A 20,111-nucleotide genomic window follows, 5' to 3' on the forward strand; every position below is an offset into this window, starting at 1 on the left:
CATACAAAACAGCCCCATGGTATTGTACGTAATACCAGGGGCTGTTTACATGTAGCAAATTTTTCTCACAAAAACTTCTTTCTGAAATTGAGGTGAATGGATGAATATTAACTCCATATGGAACAAACGAGTAAAGGAATTTTACAGTGAAATTATTCGATACTTTTCAGTTATTACGATGAGTGTTGTCTATTCTTTTATTATCTTTGGCGCAGTTTTTCTTTATTATTATACAAATTTTGTCAAATGGATGCCTTCATCTTTCCCTACCGAACTACTTGCAGCACTTGTTGTCACCTCGTTTTTCTTAACAACAGGCATTCGTACATTTTTGAAACAAGCAGATGTCATCTTTTTAATGCCTGCAGAGGCTAGATTGTCTACCTATTTTAGAAAATCAATGGTGTATAGCGCGTGTATCCATGCCGTGCAGCTAATCATTTTACTAATGATCCTAAGTCCTTTGATTCGATTAAATGGGATTGCAATGATTATGTTCCCGCTTGCTTTTTCGGGTTTACTCCTTCTCAATATCCGCCTGATATGGGTTGAACAATGGCTAGTAAATTCATTTCAATTGTTCACCCATAGAATGATCCGTTTTTTATTATTCGTCACTATTCTTTATTTGTTATTTGTCGATGCTTGGCTAATTGCGGGAAGTCTAATACTCGTGAATAGCGTGCTTTGGTTTTATGTAGTAAACAAGAAAACAACAGCAGTGCAATGGAATTTTTTAATACTTCGAGAGGAAAAGACCTTGGAGAAAGTGTACAAGTTTATTCATCTATATATTGATGTTCCTCACCTAACCTATTCATTCAAACCTCGAAGACAGTTAGGATGGTCTGTCAAAAGAGCAATATCTTATCAGCAATCTTCTGCTTATACGTACTTATTTGCACATTTATTTGTTCGGTTGAATGAATTTTATTATTTGTATGTACGATTGACAATCATCGGCTGCACGATGATTTATTTTGTGCCTACCTACGGCTGGTTGATCATTTTTCCAATACTATTTTTTACTGGCTATCAGCTTTTGCCTTTGAAACACACACTTAATGACTATTCTCATACGTATCCGATTTCTACAGCGATGATGAAGAAGTCTTTCAAAACACTTCTACTAAGTCTGTTGCTTTTGCAATTGGTGCTGTTGAATGTAACTTTGCTTGTTCATGTCTTCCAGATCAAAATGATAGGCATGATTGCACTTGAAATACTGTTTTTTTATTGGTTTGTATGTAGCTTTATAGCGAAGCGGATTTTAACTCATCCTGCAGATCGATAACTCATCCGCTTCACACAAGCTTTCGTAATTCGGCATTTCTTTGCTCTCGCACTTCTTCTGAAGCTAAATCATACTTCTTTAACAAATGAAAAATCATATTTAATGTTACTTGATCCAGTTGTTCGTCCAAAAATAGCTGGTATAGTTCATGTAAGTCCCGTGGCAAAAATAAACTTTGCTCCCCTAGTTTGTTTCTAACATCCTCAAGTGAATGATCCACTGTACATTTACTCATCATAGTCCCTCATTTCAGTAAATTCTTTCTTTCATTTTATCATACTAGCCCTTTTTCAAAAAGTTAATGCAAATCTCATGTATAATGAAGTCATACAATTGACTACATTGACGAGCGGATGTGATTTCTTGAACTACAACGAACATGAAGAAATAGATGATGATGAGCTGCAAGACCTTGTGTTGGAAGCACAGCGGGAAGCGCTTGCCAATGCTGATCAACAGCAACTCAAGCCTAGACACAATTTTCCTAAATGGCTGTTCTGGCTCATTGCAGGTATGCTAACCTTCAATACATTTACCATTATTTTTGAAGTCTATTCAATCCCTGCCATTGAATTCGTCAAGACTTCTGCGCAATTATCTGCACAAGACGATATTGCTGCCTATAAAAAATCTGTTGTCGTTATTACAACAGCTGATAGCAAAGGCACCGGATTCGCCATTTCGAGCGATGGAACACTTTTAACAAATCATCATGTTGTCGAAGGTAATAACAAGGTAACAGTCTCTTTCCCAGAGAAAGGATTGTTTACCGCCGATGTTGTCCATACATATCCGTCCATCGACCTCGCTGTACTACAAATAGACGGTGAAGACTTGCCCTATTTGGAGCTAGCGGACCAGACAACCTTTACAGATGATGAACCGATCTATTTTATCGGTAATCCGTTAAAATTCACAGGTATTGCCAATGAAGGAACCGTTATTGATTACCTCCTACTAAGTGATTGGGATGAACCCGTCGTGATGATGAAAGCACCCGTTTACCGCGGTAATAGCGGGAGTCCTGTCCTCAATCATGATGGCCGAGTGATTGGAGTCGTGTTTGCTACGTTAGATCATGAAACATATGGCAAGGTTGGACTCTTTGTGCCGATTGATGCGTATTATGACCAGCAGGTGGATGAATAAGTGGACAAGAGACTGCTCACGACGAGCAGTCTCTTGTCCATTTTCATCAATCACACCGAGGCGTGATTGCGTCCGGATTTTATGAAAGTGGGGGTCTTGGGCTGAATTCAGATAAATAACTCTCCCGCCACTCCTTCCGTTCTTGTTCATTTATTTGTGCTTCCAGCGTTTTATCCCAATGCCCTAACAGCGTATTCCAAACTCGTGCATACAGCACGTCCTCTGCTTTATTGTACAGTCGAAATTCAAGACAAAGCACTGCATCCGTTTGTACATTCGTAGCAGATACTATTTTAGAGATGACAATTTGAGTGTTTCCTTCACTAGATTCTACTTCCAGTGATTGTAGCGCAGTGATGGCATCAGTTTTTGCCAGTGACTTAACCGTCCAATCGGCATATTCTTTGTGATAACGGTACGTTTCTTGCCCTTCAACTGATGAACACGCTTCTAGATTTCCAGTCAGAAACGTTTCATGACATGGACTATACAACGCCTCTTTAGTCCCATCTTCTGGTTCATGAGCGAAAATTCCACTGTCTAGCTGCTCATTCCCCGCCTCCGTTAATACAAAAGAGTTTCCCTTAGTATCTAGGACACCCGTTCTCGACATTTTATCAATCAAATCATTAATGAACAGTTGTTCAACGAGCAGTATGTCACTTAATTCTTCTGCATCGGCAATTTCTTCTGTTTGAAAAGCCAACAACATCATTTTCATCAAGATATCCATTTGCGTGCGTTTCACCGTTTGATAGGCAATTTCAATGGTATGGACCGGCAAATTCCATGACAGGGATTCCAATATTTTCACATTGAAGTCCTGTTGAATCTCCTTCGTTAACCGGCGTTTTAACTCTTCCACTCAATCTCCACCTTTGTTTCAAACACTTTTTCGTCTTTCATTTTACCATACTTAAAACCGCCAAAGGATTGTATATCCCTTGGCGGTTTCACTCATCTATTAATGAATACGTAATTCAGTATCGCAATCGAAGAAGTGTGCGTTCGCAAGATTGAAAGCTAAGTCAACTGTTTCACCAGCTACAACATTGAAGCGTGCATCAACTCGAGCTACAAAATCTTGGTTATCTACTTTAGAATATAAAATAATTTCTGCTCCCATTAATTCAGCAACTTCAACACTCACTGTAATTTTCGTTTCAGGAGAAGCATCGATGAATAACGGCTCATCATGAATATCTTCTGGACGAATACCTAGAATGATGTTCTTGCCAACATAACCTTGCTCACGAAGCACTTTCATTTTTCCGCCTGGAACAAGAACTTTTACATTGCCCATCACAAAATGTTCGCCTTCTAGCTTACCATTCAAGAAGTTCATAGCCGGTGAACCGATAAAGCCACCAACAAACACGTTATTCGGCTCATCATATACTTCTTTAGGAGCCCCTACTTGCTGTATAATACCATCTTTCATAACAACAAGGCGTGTAGCCATTGTCATCGCTTCCGTTTGGTCATGCGTTACATAGACAGTTGTTGTTTGAAGACGTCTGTGTAATTTTTGGATTTCCGCACGCATTTGCACACGTAATTTAGCATCCAAGTTTGATAGTGGCTCATCCATTAGGAATACTTCAGCATCACGAACGATCGCTCGTCCTAATGCAACACGCTGACGTTGACCACCTGATAACGCTTTCGGTTTACGCGTTAACATTTCTTCTAGTCCTAAAATTTTTGCTGCATTATCTACACGTTTTTTGATTTCATCTTTTTTCAATTTACGAAGCTTAAGACCAAATGCCATATTATCATAAACATTCATATGTGGGTATAGCGCATAGTTCTGGAAAACCATCGCGATGTCACGATCTTTTGGTGGCACATCATTTACGCGTTTGCCGCCGATGAAAAGATCTCCATCTGAAATTTCTTCCAAACCAGCAATCATTCGAAGTGTTGTTGATTTACCGCAACCAGATGGACCTACCAATACTAAAAACTCTTTATCTCTAATTTCCAAACTAAAATCTTTTACAGAGACAACATCTTTATCATAAACTTTTCGTATATTCTTTAATTGCAAATCTGCCATTTTCTTTCCCCCTAAGTTTGTATGTAAGTGCTTTCACTAACTAGTAACAGCATACAATAATTTGACTATTTGAGGAATGGTGAATATGCACAAAGATTCGTATCATCTTCGTGCACATTTACATAACGTGCTATTTTCTCGCTAACAATGCCAAATACACGGTCATCGCCTGGTGAAACTGTCGTATATCTATGCCCGTTTTCTCGAAAAAACGATCCAACCGATATTGTAAACTGTTGCGGTGCATATGTAGCGCTTTTGACGTTTCCGATAAATTCAAATTACATTGTACAAACGTCTCAATCATTTTTAACGTTTCTTCATCATCCTTATATTCTTGCAAAACAGTGTTGCTCATATCAGAACGAAAGTCCGAATCCGTTTGATGAATAAGCAAATAAGGAATAGCGTCTATATACGTCACAACCGCCTTATTTGAATAAACAAATACGTTCTTGGCTGCATTGAATAAAGAATGATAATGTTGCGCGATTCCTTCTTTCCCTTGCCGATAAGGGCCAACAAAGAAGTTGATTTTAACATATAAATCACTCATTAATAAATCAATGATTTGTTCATAAGAAGTGCTTTCTTCAGCTGTCGTTTGTTCCTCAATAATGATCCCTTCAGAGCCATTAGCCCATAGAATAGGAACTGGTTTAGCAAAAAGTTCCTGTATCGCACTTTTAAAGACAATCGGATCAATTTCATTTTTTTTAATGGAAAAGTAGACAAAACGATAAGGACTTGTCCATTTTAATGCATCATTAGCACTTGATTCAGCCCCATGAATGACTTTACTCCACTTTTGTTCTTCATCCGTAGGAATTGGAAAGTTGACGTTATAAGGTACTAAAAAAGTAGCTAATACGGAAGCATCTTTTTGCGTCAATTCATCTTCATGAATACCAATAATTTCATCGTTATTTATGACAAACCACTTATATGTACGGTCTACAAAGTCCTGACCTTCAGAGTAAATAATTAGTGAAGGATAGATTTTACGTAGTTGACTGATCATTGACATGCCCTCCATTGAATATATTAAAAACGCCAAAGGAGCTTTTCCTATGGCGTTTTTACTTTTACTCATATATTTACCCTACAAACCCTGGCTTCTCTAACATTCTAAAAATATTCTTCTTATATTCTTCAACGCCAGGCTGATCAAAAGGATTGACACCTAGTAAATATGCACTCATCGCACAAGCAGTTTCAAAGAAATAAATTAGATAACCAATATGATAAGCATCATGCTTGCCTACTTGAAGTAGAATAAGAGGGACACCACCCGCTTCATGTGCTTCCATCGTTGCTCGTAGTGTCACTTCATTAATTTCATTCATTGTTTTATCAGCAAGGTAATTCAGCCCATCTAAATTATCAGCAGAAGTAGGGATCGCACTGTCTTCCATGGACTCCACAAATTGAACAAACGTTTCGTATAGTTCGCGTCGTCCATCTTGAACATATTGACCCATTGAATGTAAATCAGTTGGGTACGCTACAGACGCTGGGTAAACCCCCTTGCCATCCTTACCTTCACTTTCGCCAAATAGCTGCTTCCACCATTCATGGAATGTAGCAAAGCGTGGAACAAAGCTTGCTAAGATTTCGATATTAAAGCCTTCATTTAACAAATGATTGCGCAATGCTGCGTATTGATACGCACTATTTGACGCAATATCCGCAGCAGAAAACTCCTGCACAGCATCCTTTGCACCACTCAGCAATTGTTTAATATCGATCCCAGCGACTGCTAACGGAAGAAGTCCTACAGGTGTAAACACCGAAAAACGTCCACCAACATCGTCTGGCACAACAAAAGAGGCAAATCCTGAACGGTTCGTCAATTCTCTCAAAGCTCCAGCTGATTTATCCGTAATTGCTACGATTCTTTCACTAGCGGAAGTCCCATAACGACCCTCCATATATTCCAATAAAACTCGGAAAGCAATTGCAGGTTCTGTTGTTGTTCCTGATTTTGAAATAACAATCACTGCAACTTCTTTGCTATTGATGTAGTTTAGTAATTGCTTCATATACGTACCGCTTAAATTTTGGCCAGCGAAGATAATTTCAGGATCCTCTGATTTTTTCTCGAAATAAGGAGATAGTGCATCTTGGACAGCTTTTGCCCCTAAATAAGAACCACCTACACCGATGACAACAACGATTTCAGCTACTTTCCGTAACTTGTCAGCGACCGCTAAAACGTCTTCCAGCTCATTTGCTAGCACTTCCTCTGGAAGATTACGCCAGCCTAAATATTCAGCACCTTTAGATGTGCCATTTGCCATAGCATTGTGAAAATCTTTCACTTGTTCTCCAAAAACACTTTCCAATTCACTTACTGTTATTAATGACTGATTAACTGTTACAGGTGATACCATTTTAACATTCCTCATTTCTTTTCATACTGATTGTGCGATGACATTTTCTACAATCGTCATGACATCTGCCTTAATTGCTGATAAGTGCTCGTCACTTTCCACTTGTGTGTCTGCCTTTACGCCGAAATAAAACTTGATTTTAGGCTCTGTTCCAGATGGACGGATGGCAAACCATGTAGCATCCGCTAATTTGAATTTTAACACATTCGCGGTAGGTAAATCGAGTGAATGCTGAATTCCCGTCTGAACATCAACGGAATAGCCAGCTTCATAATCTTCAATAACAGCAAGCGGTTGCGTAAACGCGCTACTTAACGGTGTCGAACGGAAATAAGTCATAATTTCGTCAATTTTCGCCATGCCAGTCTTTCCTTTAAGTTGAATCGATTCCAATCCTTCCAAGTAAAATCCATACTGCTCATACAATCCATGTAAACCTTCCAATAAGGTTTGACCATTTGCTTTATAACGAGCAGCAACGGAAGCGATCAGGACAGAAGCTTGGACAGCGTCTTTATCTCGCACGAAATCACCAATCAAATAGCCGTAACTCTCCTCATAACCCATTAAGAAAGTTGACGCGGAATTCCCTTCAAATTCCAATACCTTTTCACTAATAAATTTAAAGCCTGTTAGAACATCTAGTGTTTTAACGCCATAGTTATTTGCAATGGCGCGACCGAGTTCTGATGTAACAATTGTTTTTATCACAACACCATTGTCCGGCAGAGTACCGCGTTGCAACTTATCCTCCAACAAGGCATGTACGAGCAATGCGCCGATTTGATTACCTGACAAAAAAACATAGTCATTTTGTGCATCCCGAACAGCTACTCCCATGCGATCTGCATCCGGGTCCGTAGCAATGAGTATATCTGCTGTTACCTTATGACCATATGTTAGCGCCATATCAAAGGCTTGTGCTTCTTCAGGGTTCGGATACTTGACCGTTGTAAAATTAGGATCAGGAATAGCTTGCTCGCTGACAATCGTTACATTTGTAAAGCCAGCTACCTCTAGCCCTTTAGCAACTAATTTCCCACCAGCCCCATGAAGGGGAGTATAGACAATCGATAATTGCTTATCAAGCTGACCGTCTAATAGAATACCATCTAATCGCTTCAAATAACGATTGCTCATATCCTGATCTAAATAAGTCAATAATCCTTCTGCTAAAAGACTGGCTTCTTCCATGACCCCTATTGAGAATAAATCTTCAATTTTTTCCGTATGGGCCGTAATGGCATTTGCCGCCTCTAATGTGACTTGACCGCCGTCCTCCCCGTACACTTTCAAACCATTATATTCTGCTGGATTATGACTTGCGGTAATGACCACACCTGAAAACGTGTTCAACTCCCGGATTGCGAAGGATAACAATGGTGTGGATTGAAGTTCATCAAACAAAAATGACCGAATACCATTACAACCAAGAACTTTCGCAACTTCAAGACCAAATTCCGCAGATAAATGCCTAGAATCATAAGCAATGACGACGCCTCGATTTCTCGCGGATTTCCCGTAGTCCTTAATATATGAAGCAAGCCCCTGTGCCGCCTTCCTTACTGTGTAAATATTCATCCGGTTTGTGCCAAACCCGAGTTCGCCACGTAGACCCGCTGTACCAAATGAGAGATTTGTATAAAAACTATCTTCCATTAAATCTCGATTATTCTCTTCATTGATCAATTGCTGTTTTAATGTGGCTTCTAAATTTTCCTGAGTCAACCATTTTTCTGCTTCTACTTGCCAAGTCACATGAAAAACCCCCTAAAAATTTGAATTTACACCGGATCAAATAAATCAACTAACAACAAAGATACGGCTCCTAGCAATGTTGCATCATCACCTAGTGTTGTAATGACTATTTTGGTCTTCTTTGCCTGTGGTGTCAAGGCTCGCTCTTCAATCGTTTTTAAGATTACTGGCAAAATTAATGAACCCGATTTTGTAACTCCGCCGCCTAGTACAATTTTTTCCGGATTAATAATATGGATAAGATTCGTTAAACCTATCCCGATGATTTCTCCTGTTTCCTTAAACAAAGTTGCAAATTGTTCATGACCACTAATCGCCAGTTCATAAATTGTTTCGCCTGTTATTCCATGATTCTCACTGGCATTTTGCATCATATACATTTCGGCTCTTCTAACAATTGCAGGACCGGTTATGAATGTTTGTAAACACCCCCGATTACCACATTCGCATACCTCACCATGCAAATCAATAGTCATATGGCCGACTTCTCCCGCAATATCCTGTGCTCCGTGATATAATTTCCCATCAATGACAAGCCCTGCACCTACACCATGACCAATATTAACAGCCAGCATGCTATCTACTTCACCTTGATCACCAAACCAAGATTCCCCTAGTGCCATGGCTCGAGCATCATTTTCTACTTTAACGGTCATCATAAATTCTTTTTCTAGTTCTTCTTTAATTGGGATATTAGTTAACCCCAAAATAGGTGCAAATAAGGATGTTCCTGTTTCCACCTCTACAACCCCGTGCATCGCGACACCTATCCCCACCACGTTTTCAATGATTGCAGGAATAGATTGAAGGCAATTACGAATACAGTCTTTTAAAATTGTAAGAAACTCTTCATTCGTAATCGGTGTTGTTAACATACTGGAAGACCGTTGGAAAATTGTACCTGCCAAATCAACTAGAATACAATCGATTTTTTCTGGCCCGGCATCCACACCAATGACGTAAAAGGCTTGATGATTGATGAGGAGCATCGTTGGTTTTCGCCCCCCTTGGGATTCACCCAGTTGACTTTCTACCACAATGCCTTGCTCAATCAATTCTTTTACATTACTACTCACAGTAGGTGGGGTTAGTTTTGTTTCCTTCGCAATTTGTGCCCTAGAGATAGGCGCGTCCGTCCGTATTTTATTGAGGATGATTGATTTATTAACTGATTTCATCCACTGGAACGTGCCTTGTCGCATTATTGACCCCCCCTTATTAAACTATGATAAAAATGAATCTCTACTATTAATAGTAATCCATTTTTCCATTATATCAACTAAAGCGGTCATTCCTATCAAAAACAGGAAAGACCGCTTGATATACTAGTTAAATTAATCTTTCTTTCGCTTTTTTACTATCACTTATTTCTTTCGTAGAATAAGCGGACAACTTCATTTTGAGTGTAAATGTTTCAATTTTAACATTCATTTACCGTTCTTCGCCAACTTTTTCAAATAGATTCTCCAAGTAATAGACCATTTTTCAGGATCCTCGAACCAATCTTCGTCCACGATACGGTGAATGGTGCTATTATGTGGTGCGTTTTTGACGATTTCAGGATTTGTATACGCTTCGTTCGCGATATGCGTTAATGAAGCGATGTACTCATCCAAGTCCTCTTTGGAGTACGATTCTGTTGGCTCCAGTGTAAATGGCTCTGGAATGACGTAAGGATGGTGACTTGTCCAGTATTGATGGCCGAAATCTGCCATTCTTCTTGAGATATCATCCGTTGTTACACCCGTTTCTTGCGTTAACTGCTCCCAACTATAACGAACTTGTTCCAACCGTAGACCATCAATATAAGGAGCACTAGCACCTTTTATTTTCAGGATTTGATGATAAAGATAATTATTATTGAGCACTGCAATTTCTGCAACATCACGCAGCCCTTTCGCACCTAACCCACGAATCCAAGCATACGCACGCAGGATGTTTTGAGGCACCCCATGGAACGACCTCACTTGACCAATACTATTATCCAAATCATAATTTAAGCTGTATTTTTCACCATCAAAATCGACCAATGGAGCTGGAAGGAATGGCTTCAATTTTTCTACTACGCCTAGTGCACCAGCTGCTGGACCTCCAGAAGCATGCGGTGTTGAGAAAGTCTTATGAAGATTGAAAAAACACATGTCAAATCCAGCTTCTTTTGCTCTTGTGATACCCAACAAGCCATTGGCATTTGCCTGGTCATAGTAGCAAATTCCGCCTGCATCATGCACAATTTGAGTGAATTCCTTAATTTTCGGATTGAAAATACCCGTATCTTCAGGATTCGCTACAACAAAGCCTGCTGTTCTTTCTGAAACAGCTGCTTTTAGCTTTTCAATATCTGGGAAACCGTTTTCATCTGGATAGAGTGTAATAATTTTGTAGCCTTTGACAGCTGCTGTTGACGCTTGCGATGGATGAGAGAAAATTGTCGTAATAATTTCATCACGCTGATCTGCCTCGCCATTTGCTTCGTGATATTTTCTGACGATAGACGCCATTGCGAACAATGCTTGTGTGCCTGATCCAGATTGGAAAGAAAAATTATCCATTCCCGAAATTTCTCTCATATACAAGTCTAGGTTATGTGTAACTTCGAGCATTCCTTGTAGCGTTTCTTCATCCTGGAGTGGATGTAGGGCCGTCATTTTTGGTGATGAAGCAAATGCTTCATTAATAATTGGTGAATACTTCATCGTACAAGTTCCTTGGCCAACTTCAACGTTAAATGCCGCACCTAACGTTTCTTGAGAGAGGCGTAAATAATGACGTAGCACACGGTTTTGTGAAATTTCCGGCAACTTAGGCTCTACAGTTCGTCTCATATGCGCTGGAAGAACAGATACTCCGTCACCAGCAGCGTCTACAACTTGTTGTTCAACTACTGGAAGTCTTACACCTCTCTCTCCTTCTTTATGAAGTTCAAAAATAATAGGCTCGTCCCATTTTGCTTGATGGAAATCTCGTACTTTGCGTTCCCTATCTATTCTTTTCAATCGTACCCCTCATTTCAATGTAGTTGAAATTATATCAATTACGCCGTGGCGTAATTGCGTCCAAATTTTGAATTGTGCTTGCGCGATTAACTCCATTCAAAATTTGTGACATCCTCCGGAGGATTAACTTTAATCAGCAGGAACTTCTGATGATTAAAGTCAGATCGCCGCTTGAATTGCAATAACCAGCTTATCAATGTCAGCTTGCGCATGTACTTCTGTTACACAATAAAGCGCACATTGGCCCAATTCCGGGAAGTTTTCCGATAAGTCAATTCCGCCAAAAATACCTGCTGCACGTAGTTGTTTATTAATATCTGCAACTGTTTTACCCGTTGCATTAAAATCAACAACAAATTCTTTAAAGTTTACACTGTTAAAGCGTGAAGCTGTAATGCCTTCAACCTTCTCCAGCTCTTTGATTGCATATTGTGATCGTTGCAAAATGGTTTGACCTAGCTCGTACATCCCTTTAGGACCCATCAACGCTAGGTAAACACCTGCTGTTAGTCCCCACATAGAAGTTTGTGTTCCCACAGACTCTTTACCGTTTTCTCTTTTCGCAAAGGAGGTTCGGTCATATAACACATCACCAAAGCCATACTCGCCTTCTTTACTTGTTGGAGCAATCCCAAATAATCTAGAAGGATATTCCTGGACATATTCAGCCTCATCTCTTGTTGCGATAAAACCAGACAACCCGCCACCGTAACTCATATGTACGCCTAGAGGTTGCAACTCGCCACAAACAATATCAGCTCCATAACGACTTGGTGGTTCAAGTACACCTAAAGAAGATGGATCCACGCCGACAATTGTTACTGCATTATAACTTTTGGCAATTGCGCTAATCTCTTCTCCAGCTGTTTCGATAAAGCCAAGATAACTTGGATTTTCAAAGTAAATTGCTGCAATGTTTTCCGACATTTTACTCTTCAAATCTTCTAAATCCAATTGGCCTGTCTCTTTACAGTAATCAACAAGCGTACATGTGATATGTGGAGAACAATAGTTTTTAATAATTTTTAATTTTTCTGGTGAAATAGTTCTTGGAATCAGTACTTCATAGCGATCTTTTAAACGTGAGGCCATTCGAATAGATGTAGCTGCTGCCTGTGCCCAATCGAATGTCGGCACGTTCACCACATCCATATCAACGAGTTCAGCCATTAAGCTTTGATATTCAAACAGTGCTTGATATCTACCATGGTCTTCATAAGAATCTCCTGCATAAGCAGTGACAAACTCCGCCCGGTGATTGATTTCATCACATACCGCTGGGATGAAATGCTTCCAGCATCCCCCACCTAAAAAGCTAATGACTTCATCTGTACTAACATTTTTATTTATGGTTTGTGTCACATTTCTTCGAAGATCAAATTCTGGTAAAGCTTCCGGAATCGCCAACTGTTGTTGGTATCGAAGTTCCTCTGGAATGCCGGCAAATAGATCGTCAATCGTCTCAACACCAATCGTCTTCAGCATTTCTTCTTTTACTTCTGGAACAGTATTTGGAATATAAGGATGCGCACTATCTATCTGTTTGTTTACCAATTCACTCTCTCCTTTTTTATCAATTGCACTCGAATTATGCTAATCCGCCACCATCTACTACTAAAGTTGTCCCTGTTACCCATGAAGATAGGTCACTTGCTAAAAACAGTACGCCTTTGGCAATATCTTGTGGAGTTCCTATGCGTTGGAGTGGTCGATCGACGCCTGATGATTTCAAAAATTGATCTACATTCAATTTTAACTGGTCTGCTTCTCCTCTTAGAAGTGGTGTATCTGTATCTCCAGGAGAAATGCAATTGACACGAATATTATCTTTCCCGTGATCGATTGCCATCGCTTTGGTAACGTTAACAACTCCTGCCTTAGCAGCACAGTAAGATGCAGCATCATCCCCGCCTTTAAGGCCCCAACCCGATCCCGTATTAACAATGCTTCCACCGCCATTTTTCGCCATGACAGGAATTGCATATTTCGACAATAAGAAGACACTTTTCAATGAGACATTGATGACTAAATCCCATTCTTCTTCACTATGGTCCACAATATTTTTTCTGCGAATAACGCCCGCATTATTAAAAAGAACATCTATTCTACCAAATTCACTATTAATTTTTTCGATAACTGATTTACATGCCTCATTCGATGTTACATCACATGTGTAAAAAGTTGCTTTACCACCTAGCTTATTAATTTCATCTGCCTTTTGCACACCAGCTTCAGCATTAATATCCAGTAAAACTACATGACAACCAGCTTCTGAGAGTAATTGACAAGTAGCAAGTCCAATTCCAGACGCTGCTCCAGTCACAACCGCAACTTTATCTCTCAGCCCCACTAATTCTTCATAGTTCATATTCGTAACATCCTTTCTCCATGACAAATTTTTTTCGTAATTTTGCTGTTCACATACTTTCAACCAACTTAGTTAATTAACTTAACTAACTTCTATCACATTAGCACGCAATTTCAATAGTGTCAATTGTTTTTCAATTTATTATACTTTCACGATCACAACAAAACTTTTTCTATCATTTATAAAGGGATACCTGTTATTATTGCGCCAAATTAGGCAATAGCATTGATGCAAATATCGCTACCTGCCTTACTACGATAAAACAAAAAGGTGGCGTATCATTCAAACTTCGAATGGTACGCCACCTTTTTTCGTTAAATCAATTATTGAATGACTACTTTTGTATAACTCTCAGATGCTTTACTATCAGTTAACCGATACGGCATTGAACTCCCTAATATGCCAACACTCCAGATTTCACAGGTCCAATTTGATAGAAGAACCCTTCATTGCCGATTCTAACGCAGCTACAGTAACTCTATGCGTCTGATAGGCATCTTCATAATCAGATAATATCACTGATGAGTCACCTGTACGTATCGCATTGATAAATACTTCACTCTCAGTTTGATACGGATTCGTCACATCGATAACTTCAGATTTTGAGGATGTTCCTGAAATCTTTAAATAGTTCGGTGTCCAATCAAGCATACCTTGATCTGTAAATAAGGTAATTCCCGTTTTCCCGATATTTTCAGGGAGTATACAGGTATTTGATATATTAGCTACAATGCCATTACGAAGCCTCATCGTTACCGTTCCGACATCCGCTACAGACACAGATTCGTCCTTTGCAGAAAGAATACGGTTACCAAATGCTGCGTAAACTTCTTCAACTTCTCCACAAATATAGCGCAGTAAATCGACAATATGCGTTGTTTGTTCGATGAATTGCCCTCCAGAACTAGCTTGATCTTTCCACCAAGCCACTGTAGGCATACTAGTCATAAATTGCCCAAGTACAATACCAACGTTTTGGTTAGATAGCATAGTTTTCAGCTGTGCAATCGAATCACTATAGCGGTAGTGATAACCAACGGAAGTAAGTAAGGACTTTTTTCTGATTTCGGATAAAATCTTGAAAGGAATTTCATGTTCTTGACTCAATGGTTTCTCAACAAAAAATGGAATTCCTCGCTTAATTAACTCCAACTCTATTTGCCCATGTGCCATTGGCGGTACACAGATGTAGACAGCATCTAAGGAATTGGCGTCTAGCATTTCAACTAAATCACAATATCCCGTTGCATAAGGTAACTTTGATGCCATCCCTTTTGCTTTATCTAAACTTGTGCCATATATGGCAGTTACCTTAACATCGACTAACTCCGATAAAATCTTTGCGTGGAACATACTGAAATAACCTGTTCCTATCATTCCTACTTTTATGGTCAATGTGAATCCCCCGCTTTCCAGCTATCAGATGATTCTTTGTCATACCCAAGGCTTCATTATTTATTCAAAAGCTGGTAACAAATCACCATGCGCCTCAATTAAATCATCACACAATGAAATAATATCATCGATAGAAAGTTCAGCTGAAGTATGTGGATCTAGCATAGCTGCTTGATAAATATGCTCTTTCTTACCTGTCATTGCAGCCTGAATCGTCAGTAACTGCGTATTGATATTTGTACGATTTAAAGCAGCTAATTGTTCTGGTAATTCACCAACATACGTAGGTGTTACTCCACTTGCATCTACAAGACATGGAACTTCAACACATGCATTTTGCGGTAAATTACTAATTAAACCACCAGTGTTCAGTACATTTCCACCAATTTTTATCGGTTTATCTGTTTCCATAGCCTCAATGATATATGAACCATACTCACCTGTTCTTTCATGTGAAAGATTTTCATCATTAATTAAATCCACACGCATTTTCTTCCAGCCTTCAATCTGATTGATACAACGTCTTGGATATTCATCTAGCGGTATATTAAACCGTTCAATTAATTCTGGATATCGGCTCTTTATGAAGTATGGATGATACTCGGCATTGTGCTCGGAAGACTCTGTTACATAATAACCAAATTTCAACATTAACTCGAAGCGCACCATATCATGATGTTTTTCTTTTTGTTTCTCGATCGCTCTTCTCTTAATCTCTGGATATAAGTCTTCTCCGTCCCGAGTAATTTCAAGCAACCAGGCAATATGATTAATTCCAGCTATTTTCCACTGAATATTATCTGTTGGCATGTCCAAAGATCTTAGTAATTCTTTTGCACATACCTGTACACTGTGACATAAACCAACTGTTTTAATGTTAGTGTATCTAAGCATTGCACCCGTTAGTGCAGCCATCGGATTCGTATAATTTAAGAACCATGCATCCGGACATACTTCTTCCATATCTTTAGCAAAGTCCATCATGACAGGGATTGTTCTCAAATTACGGAATATACCACCGATTCCGACTGTATCTGCAATTGTTTGGCGCAATCCATATTTTTTTGGTATTTCAAAGTCAATAATTGTACTTGGGTCATATCCGCCAACTTGAATTGCATTAATAACATATTTTGCATTTCTTAAGGCCTCTTTCCGATCTGTATATGATACGATATTTACAGTCGACCCAATATTTTTTTTAATATTGTTCAACATTTGTTCTGAATCTTTTAGTCGCTCATGATCAATGTCAAATAAAGCAAACTCAAAATGTTGTAAAGCATCAACTCTCATGCAATCACCCAGTACATTTTTAGCAAAAACAGTACTACCCGCACCTAAAAAAGTAATTTTGGACAATCTATAACCCCCCTGTTTTTTATAGGTCATTCCAAGAATAAAAGTAATTTTAGATGAATTATCATTACTAACCTGTATAAAACTACATTGTCTTATTCATAACAAATGACGTTATGATCATCATAGTCTGAATAATAAGGTTATACAATGGTAATAAAACAAGAAAGAAGGGTAAAATATTGCTATCTAACTTCCACTCCTTACAGCATGGGACATTCGGATTTCGTTTTAAAGGAGCCCATCAGCAGCGCATTGTAGGAATCTATTCTCTAGGATGGGAGAAACGGATAAGTGACTCCTCTTATGACTGGGACGGTTTAACTAGAAGTGAAAAGGATATCATCGTTTTCCAATATACCTTAAAAGGTGCCGGTATGATTAGGATTAAAGATTGTACATATCGTCTTGAAGCCGGGGAAGCGTTCTTCGTCAAGGTTCCTAGTGATCATCGCTATTATTTGCCTTCAGATAGTGAAGAATGGGAATTTATACATATCACTTTATTTGGAGAGGAAGCCGTTAGATGCTATGAAGAGATCATACAGGATGCTGGTCATATACTGAAGTTGGATTTATTCTCAAACACGGTTTCAACGATCATTGATCTATTAAAAAAAGTTTCTATTCATAAATTGAATGATGCTTATGAAGCATCCTATTTGTCCTATTTGTTTTTAATGGAGCTACAACGTCATGTCTTAAACATTAAAACGAATGAGGAATGGCCCGATTCAATTTCAAATGCAATTCATTACATAAAAAATAATTTTGCTAATCCGATTACTCTTGACGATATTGTAGATGCATCAGGACTTTCTAAATATCATTTCACTCGACTGTTTCATAAAACCATTCATTCAACACCTATACAATACTTAACAAATACTAGAATCAATAAGTCCATTGATTTATTAAAAGATGATAAACTCACGATTGATGAGATTGCAGTAAAAGTAGGTTTTTCAAACGGAAATTATTTTGGAAAAGTTTTTCGTTCTTCCCTAGGACTATCGCCTGGAGAATATAGAAACAGTAAATCATTCATCGCTGTCGATCATATTATCGGCGACCATTGACTTGCAAGGCTTACTTCAGCGATTCACAAAAAAAGTAGCTTATCATTTAAATTTTAAATGACAGGCTACTTTTTTTACTACCAAACGATTAATCCCCTACAACATTCCGTTCATAAGCAACAGTACCTCTACAAATCGTTAACTCAATTACACCATCCTGACCAATCACAACAATATCCGCATCTTTCCCAGCTTGAATAGACCCTTTTCGATCGAACTGACCTAAACGCTTTGCTTGATTGATTGAAGTAATTTGGAGTTGTTCATGAATAGATAAATTCAACCATTTTGCAAGATTCACCCTTGCTTGATTCATCGTAACAATACTGCCCGCTAAAGAACCATTGGCTAATAAACACTTTCCATCATGCACCGTTACTTGCTGTCCACCCAAATCATATTCCCCATCTGGCATACCTTTCGCGCGCATGCCATCTGTAATGACAAGCACTTTTTCCAGCCCCTTCATCCTCACAATCATCTTCAATAAATCAGGGTGAAAATGAATGCCGTCTGGAATAATCTCAACATGCACATCATCTTGTATTAGAGCGCCTCCAGCAACACCAGGATCACGATGGTGCATGCCCTTCATACCATTAAACAAGTGTGTTGCATGGCTAACTCCGTGTTGAACAGCTGTTAATACTTCATCATAGGATGCATCCGTATGCCCCATCGATGCAATAACACCGGTCTCTTTCAGTTCAGCTAACAACTCAAAATGAGCATCAAGCTCTGGAGCAAAGGTAATCACCTTAATCGAATTTCCCGATAGCACCTGCCACTCTTTAAACAATTCGACATTTGGTGGGATAATTGCACTTTCAGGCTGGGCTCCTTTTTGCTGTTTATTAATAAAAGGACCTTCCAAATGAATACCTAGCATTTCAGCAGCTCCGGGACCATTTTCTTGTGTATAATAGAGTTCAAGATTTTTTAGCGTGCCCGTAGTATGTTCGATTGGATTCGTGATCGTTGTTGCCAGAAATGAAGTTGTTCCTTCTTTTGCTAGGGCAAGCGCAATCCCTTCAAAAGCTTCCTGACTGCCGTCCATAAAGTCAAATCCAGCTGCGCCATGAACATGAATATCAATCATACCCGGCATAACATATTGTTTCCCAGCACAATCGATGATTCTGTCATCGACAGACACAGATGGACAATTCTCCATATCCCCAACAGATTCTATTTTATCACCTTTTATATGTACGAATCCTTGCTGCAACAGCGTATTCTCCAATACAATTGTTGCATTTAATAAGAATATATTTTCCATATAAACGCCTCCTTATTTCATTTTTTCTACTTGTATCTGGTCAACAGCCCATTGTACTTTTGCCACATCAATCCGCCCTGTTTTCTCTTCCATTGCATTAAGTACGCCCATTGAAAGTCCAAATTTAATGAGGTCTTCATCCTTTAATCCGCGTGCAAATCCTGCCGCGAACCCTGCTACAACAGAGTCTCCCGAACCTACTGGATTGACCGCCTCAATTTTTGGCGCTTTAGCCCTGTAAAAAGTATCGGCATGTTTAACAATTGCTCCATCAGCTCCAAGTGTCACAACAACCCAAGGTATATCCTCAAATAACGATGATTCCAGCGCCTTTATAATGTCTGTGTCGCTCATCATTTTGCGATTTACTAGATCTCCTAGTTCTTGCTCATTTGGTTTGATGAAGTAAGGTTTATGACCACTTGTTAAGGTTGCCTTTAACAAAGCACCATTCGAATCTAATAATACACGTGCATTATGCCGATTGGCAATTTCTATTATCTTTGAATAAAAGTCTGTTGACAGTCCTTTCGGTAAACTGCCAGAAAGAGTAACAATGTCAACTTGCTGCACATCGCCAGTGAATTTCTCTAAAAATGCTAGCAATTCCTCTTGTGAAATAATTGGACCACTCTCCAATATTTCTGTCTGTTTTCCTTCATGAATGACGGCAATACAATTTCGTGTTTCACCTCCAATTTGCACAAAATAGTCCTCAATCCCTATCAACTCCATTTGTGAACGTATGAAATCTCCTAAACTGCCTCCTAAAAAGCCTGATGCAGCCACATCCTCGTTTAGCTGGTGTAAAACACGGGCTACATTCAATCCCTTCCCACCCGCTGTTTTAGACACATCGCCCACTCGATTTACCGTATCTAGTATAAAATTATCTAGCTTGTAACTAATATCCACAGCTGGATTTAATGTAATTGTTAAAATCATAAGTAGCCCTCCCCATTTTGATAGTTAAATGGAG

The 20,111-nt window shown here is 39.1% G+C and carries 17 protein-coding genes; 3 read left to right on the top strand and 14 right to left on the bottom strand.

Annotated features, from left to right (window positions below; translation table 11 throughout):
• Positions 1-100: 100 nt before the first annotated feature.
• Positions 101-1,294 carry an ABC transporter permease gene (locus R2B72_RS06490; protein ID WP_318615595.1) on the top strand — a complete coding sequence of 398 codons (1,194 nt, stop codon included), beginning with the start codon at positions 101-103 and terminating at the stop codon, positions 1,292-1,294.
• A gap of 10 nt (positions 1,295-1,304) precedes the next feature.
• On the opposite strand, the gene R2B72_RS06495 is transcribed toward R2B72_RS06490, so the two are convergent.
• Complete coding sequence (locus R2B72_RS06495; protein WP_318615596.1) at positions 1,305-1,529, bottom strand: hypothetical protein; 225 nt, start codon at positions 1,527-1,529, stop codon at positions 1,305-1,307.
• Positions 1,530-1,627: 98 nt separating this feature from the next.
• On the opposite strand from R2B72_RS06495, the gene R2B72_RS06500 reads away from it, so the two are divergent.
• The gene (locus R2B72_RS06500; protein WP_318615597.1) at positions 1,628-2,443 is read left to right on the top strand and encodes a serine protease; all 816 of its coding nucleotides are present in this window, start codon (positions 1,628-1,630) and stop codon (positions 2,441-2,443) included.
• Between the two features lie 79 nt (positions 2,444-2,522).
• Here the strand turns inward: R2B72_RS06500 and R2B72_RS06505 are convergent, their stop codons facing one another.
• The 11 genes from R2B72_RS06505 to R2B72_RS06555 all read right to left on the bottom strand — a co-directional run bounded on the left by R2B72_RS06505 (position 2,523) and on the right by R2B72_RS06555 (position 16,777).
• Positions 2,523-3,308: a hypothetical protein gene (locus R2B72_RS06505; protein ID WP_318615598.1), complete on the bottom strand. Its 786-nt coding sequence runs from the start codon at positions 3,306-3,308 to the stop codon at positions 2,523-2,525.
• 99 nt (positions 3,309-3,407) lie between these two features.
• Positions 3,408-4,505: a sn-glycerol-3-phosphate ABC transporter ATP-binding protein UgpC gene (locus tag R2B72_RS06510; RefSeq protein WP_318615599.1), complete on the bottom strand. Its 1,098-nt coding sequence runs from the start codon at positions 4,503-4,505 to the stop codon at positions 3,408-3,410.
• Positions 4,506-4,635: 130 nt separating this feature from the next.
• Entirely contained in the window at positions 4,636-5,526 is an 891-nt protein-coding gene (locus R2B72_RS06515; RefSeq protein WP_318615601.1) for a PucR family transcriptional regulator, read from the bottom strand.
• Between the two features lie 76 nt (positions 5,527-5,602).
• The gene (locus R2B72_RS06520; protein WP_318615602.1) at positions 5,603-6,898 is read right to left on the bottom strand and encodes a glucose-6-phosphate isomerase; all 1,296 of its coding nucleotides are present in this window, start codon (positions 6,896-6,898) and stop codon (positions 5,603-5,605) included.
• A gap of 21 nt (positions 6,899-6,919) precedes the next feature.
• Positions 6,920-8,656, bottom strand: a complete 1,737-nt coding sequence (locus R2B72_RS06525; RefSeq protein WP_318615603.1) for a phospho-sugar mutase — start codon at positions 8,654-8,656, stop codon at positions 6,920-6,922.
• Positions 8,657-8,682: 26 nt separating this feature from the next.
• Entirely contained in the window at positions 8,683-9,858 is a 1,176-nt protein-coding gene (locus tag R2B72_RS06530) for an ROK family transcriptional regulator (protein ID WP_318615604.1), read from the bottom strand.
• A gap of 225 nt (positions 9,859-10,083) precedes the next feature.
• The gene (gcvPB, locus tag R2B72_RS06535) at positions 10,084-11,652 is read right to left on the bottom strand and encodes an aminomethyl-transferring glycine dehydrogenase subunit GcvPB (RefSeq protein WP_318615605.1); all 1,569 of its coding nucleotides are present in this window, start codon (positions 11,650-11,652) and stop codon (positions 10,084-10,086) included.
• A gap of 159 nt (positions 11,653-11,811) precedes the next feature.
• On the bottom strand, positions 11,812-13,206 hold the full coding sequence (gene gcvPA, locus R2B72_RS06540; RefSeq protein ID WP_318615606.1) for an aminomethyl-transferring glycine dehydrogenase subunit GcvPA: 1,395 nt from the start codon (positions 13,204-13,206) through the stop codon (positions 11,812-11,814).
• A gap of 34 nt (positions 13,207-13,240) precedes the next feature.
• Positions 13,241-14,020 carry a glucose 1-dehydrogenase gene (locus R2B72_RS06545; RefSeq protein WP_318615607.1) on the bottom strand — a complete coding sequence of 260 codons (780 nt, stop codon included), beginning with the start codon at positions 14,018-14,020 and terminating at the stop codon, positions 13,241-13,243.
• A 417-nt stretch (positions 14,021-14,437) separates the two neighbouring features.
• Positions 14,438-15,415, bottom strand: coding sequence for a Gfo/Idh/MocA family oxidoreductase (locus R2B72_RS06550; protein ID WP_318615608.1), 978 nt, complete (start codon positions 15,413-15,415; stop codon positions 14,438-14,440).
• Between the two features lie 60 nt (positions 15,416-15,475).
• Entirely contained in the window at positions 15,476-16,777 is a 1,302-nt protein-coding gene (locus tag R2B72_RS06555) for an alpha-glucosidase/alpha-galactosidase (protein WP_318615610.1), read from the bottom strand.
• Positions 16,778-16,956: 179 nt separating this feature from the next.
• Between R2B72_RS06555 and R2B72_RS06560 the strand changes: the two genes are divergently transcribed.
• On the top strand, positions 16,957-17,853 hold the full coding sequence (locus R2B72_RS06560) for an AraC family transcriptional regulator (RefSeq protein ID WP_318615611.1): 897 nt from the start codon (positions 16,957-16,959) through the stop codon (positions 17,851-17,853).
• 88 nt (positions 17,854-17,941) lie between these two features.
• Here the strand turns inward: R2B72_RS06560 and nagA are convergent, their stop codons facing one another.
• The gene (gene nagA, locus R2B72_RS06565; RefSeq protein ID WP_318615612.1) at positions 17,942-19,132 is read right to left on the bottom strand and encodes an N-acetylglucosamine-6-phosphate deacetylase; all 1,191 of its coding nucleotides are present in this window, start codon (positions 19,130-19,132) and stop codon (positions 17,942-17,944) included.
• Positions 19,133-19,144: 12 nt separating this feature from the next.
• Complete coding sequence (locus tag R2B72_RS06570) at positions 19,145-20,077, bottom strand: hexose kinase (protein WP_318615613.1); 933 nt, start codon at positions 20,075-20,077, stop codon at positions 19,145-19,147.
• Positions 20,078-20,111 lie beyond the last annotated feature (34 nt).

The organism is Sporosarcina sp. YIM B06819 (genome assembly GCF_033485175.1).
Taxonomy (GTDB): domain Bacteria; phylum Bacillota; class Bacilli; order Bacillales_A; family Planococcaceae; genus Sporosarcina.

What these genes read in the sequence shown, in the direction of transcription:
- R2B72_RS06490 (WP_318615595.1), top strand. Translation starts at nt 101, where the DNA reads ATGAATATTAACTCCATATGGAACAAACGAGTAAAGGAATTTTACAGT.
- R2B72_RS06510 (WP_318615599.1), bottom strand. Translation starts at nt 4,505, where the DNA reads ATGGCAGATTTGCAATTAAAGAATATACGAAAAGTTTATGATAAAGAT.
- nagA (WP_318615612.1), bottom strand. Translation starts at nt 19,132, where the DNA reads ATGGAAAATATATTCTTATTAAATGCAACAATTGTATTGGAGAATACG.
- R2B72_RS06520 (WP_318615602.1), bottom strand. Translation starts at nt 6,898, where the DNA reads ATGGTATCACCTGTAACAGTTAATCAGTCATTAATAACAGTAAGTGAA.
- R2B72_RS06530 (WP_318615604.1), bottom strand. Translation starts at nt 9,858, where the DNA reads ATGCGACAAGGCACGTTCCAGTGGATGAAATCAGTTAATAAATCAATC.
- R2B72_RS06545 (WP_318615607.1), bottom strand. Translation starts at nt 14,020, where the DNA reads ATGAACTATGAAGAATTAGTGGGGCTGAGAGATAAAGTTGCGGTTGTG.
- R2B72_RS06515 (WP_318615601.1), bottom strand. Translation starts at nt 5,526, where the DNA reads ATGATCAGTCAACTACGTAAAATCTATCCTTCACTAATTATTTACTCT.
- R2B72_RS06495 (WP_318615596.1), bottom strand. Translation starts at nt 1,529, where the DNA reads ATGAGTAAATGTACAGTGGATCATTCACTTGAGGATGTTAGAAACAAA.
- R2B72_RS06570 (WP_318615613.1), bottom strand. Translation starts at nt 20,077, where the DNA reads ATGATTTTAACAATTACATTAAATCCAGCTGTGGATATTAGTTACAAG.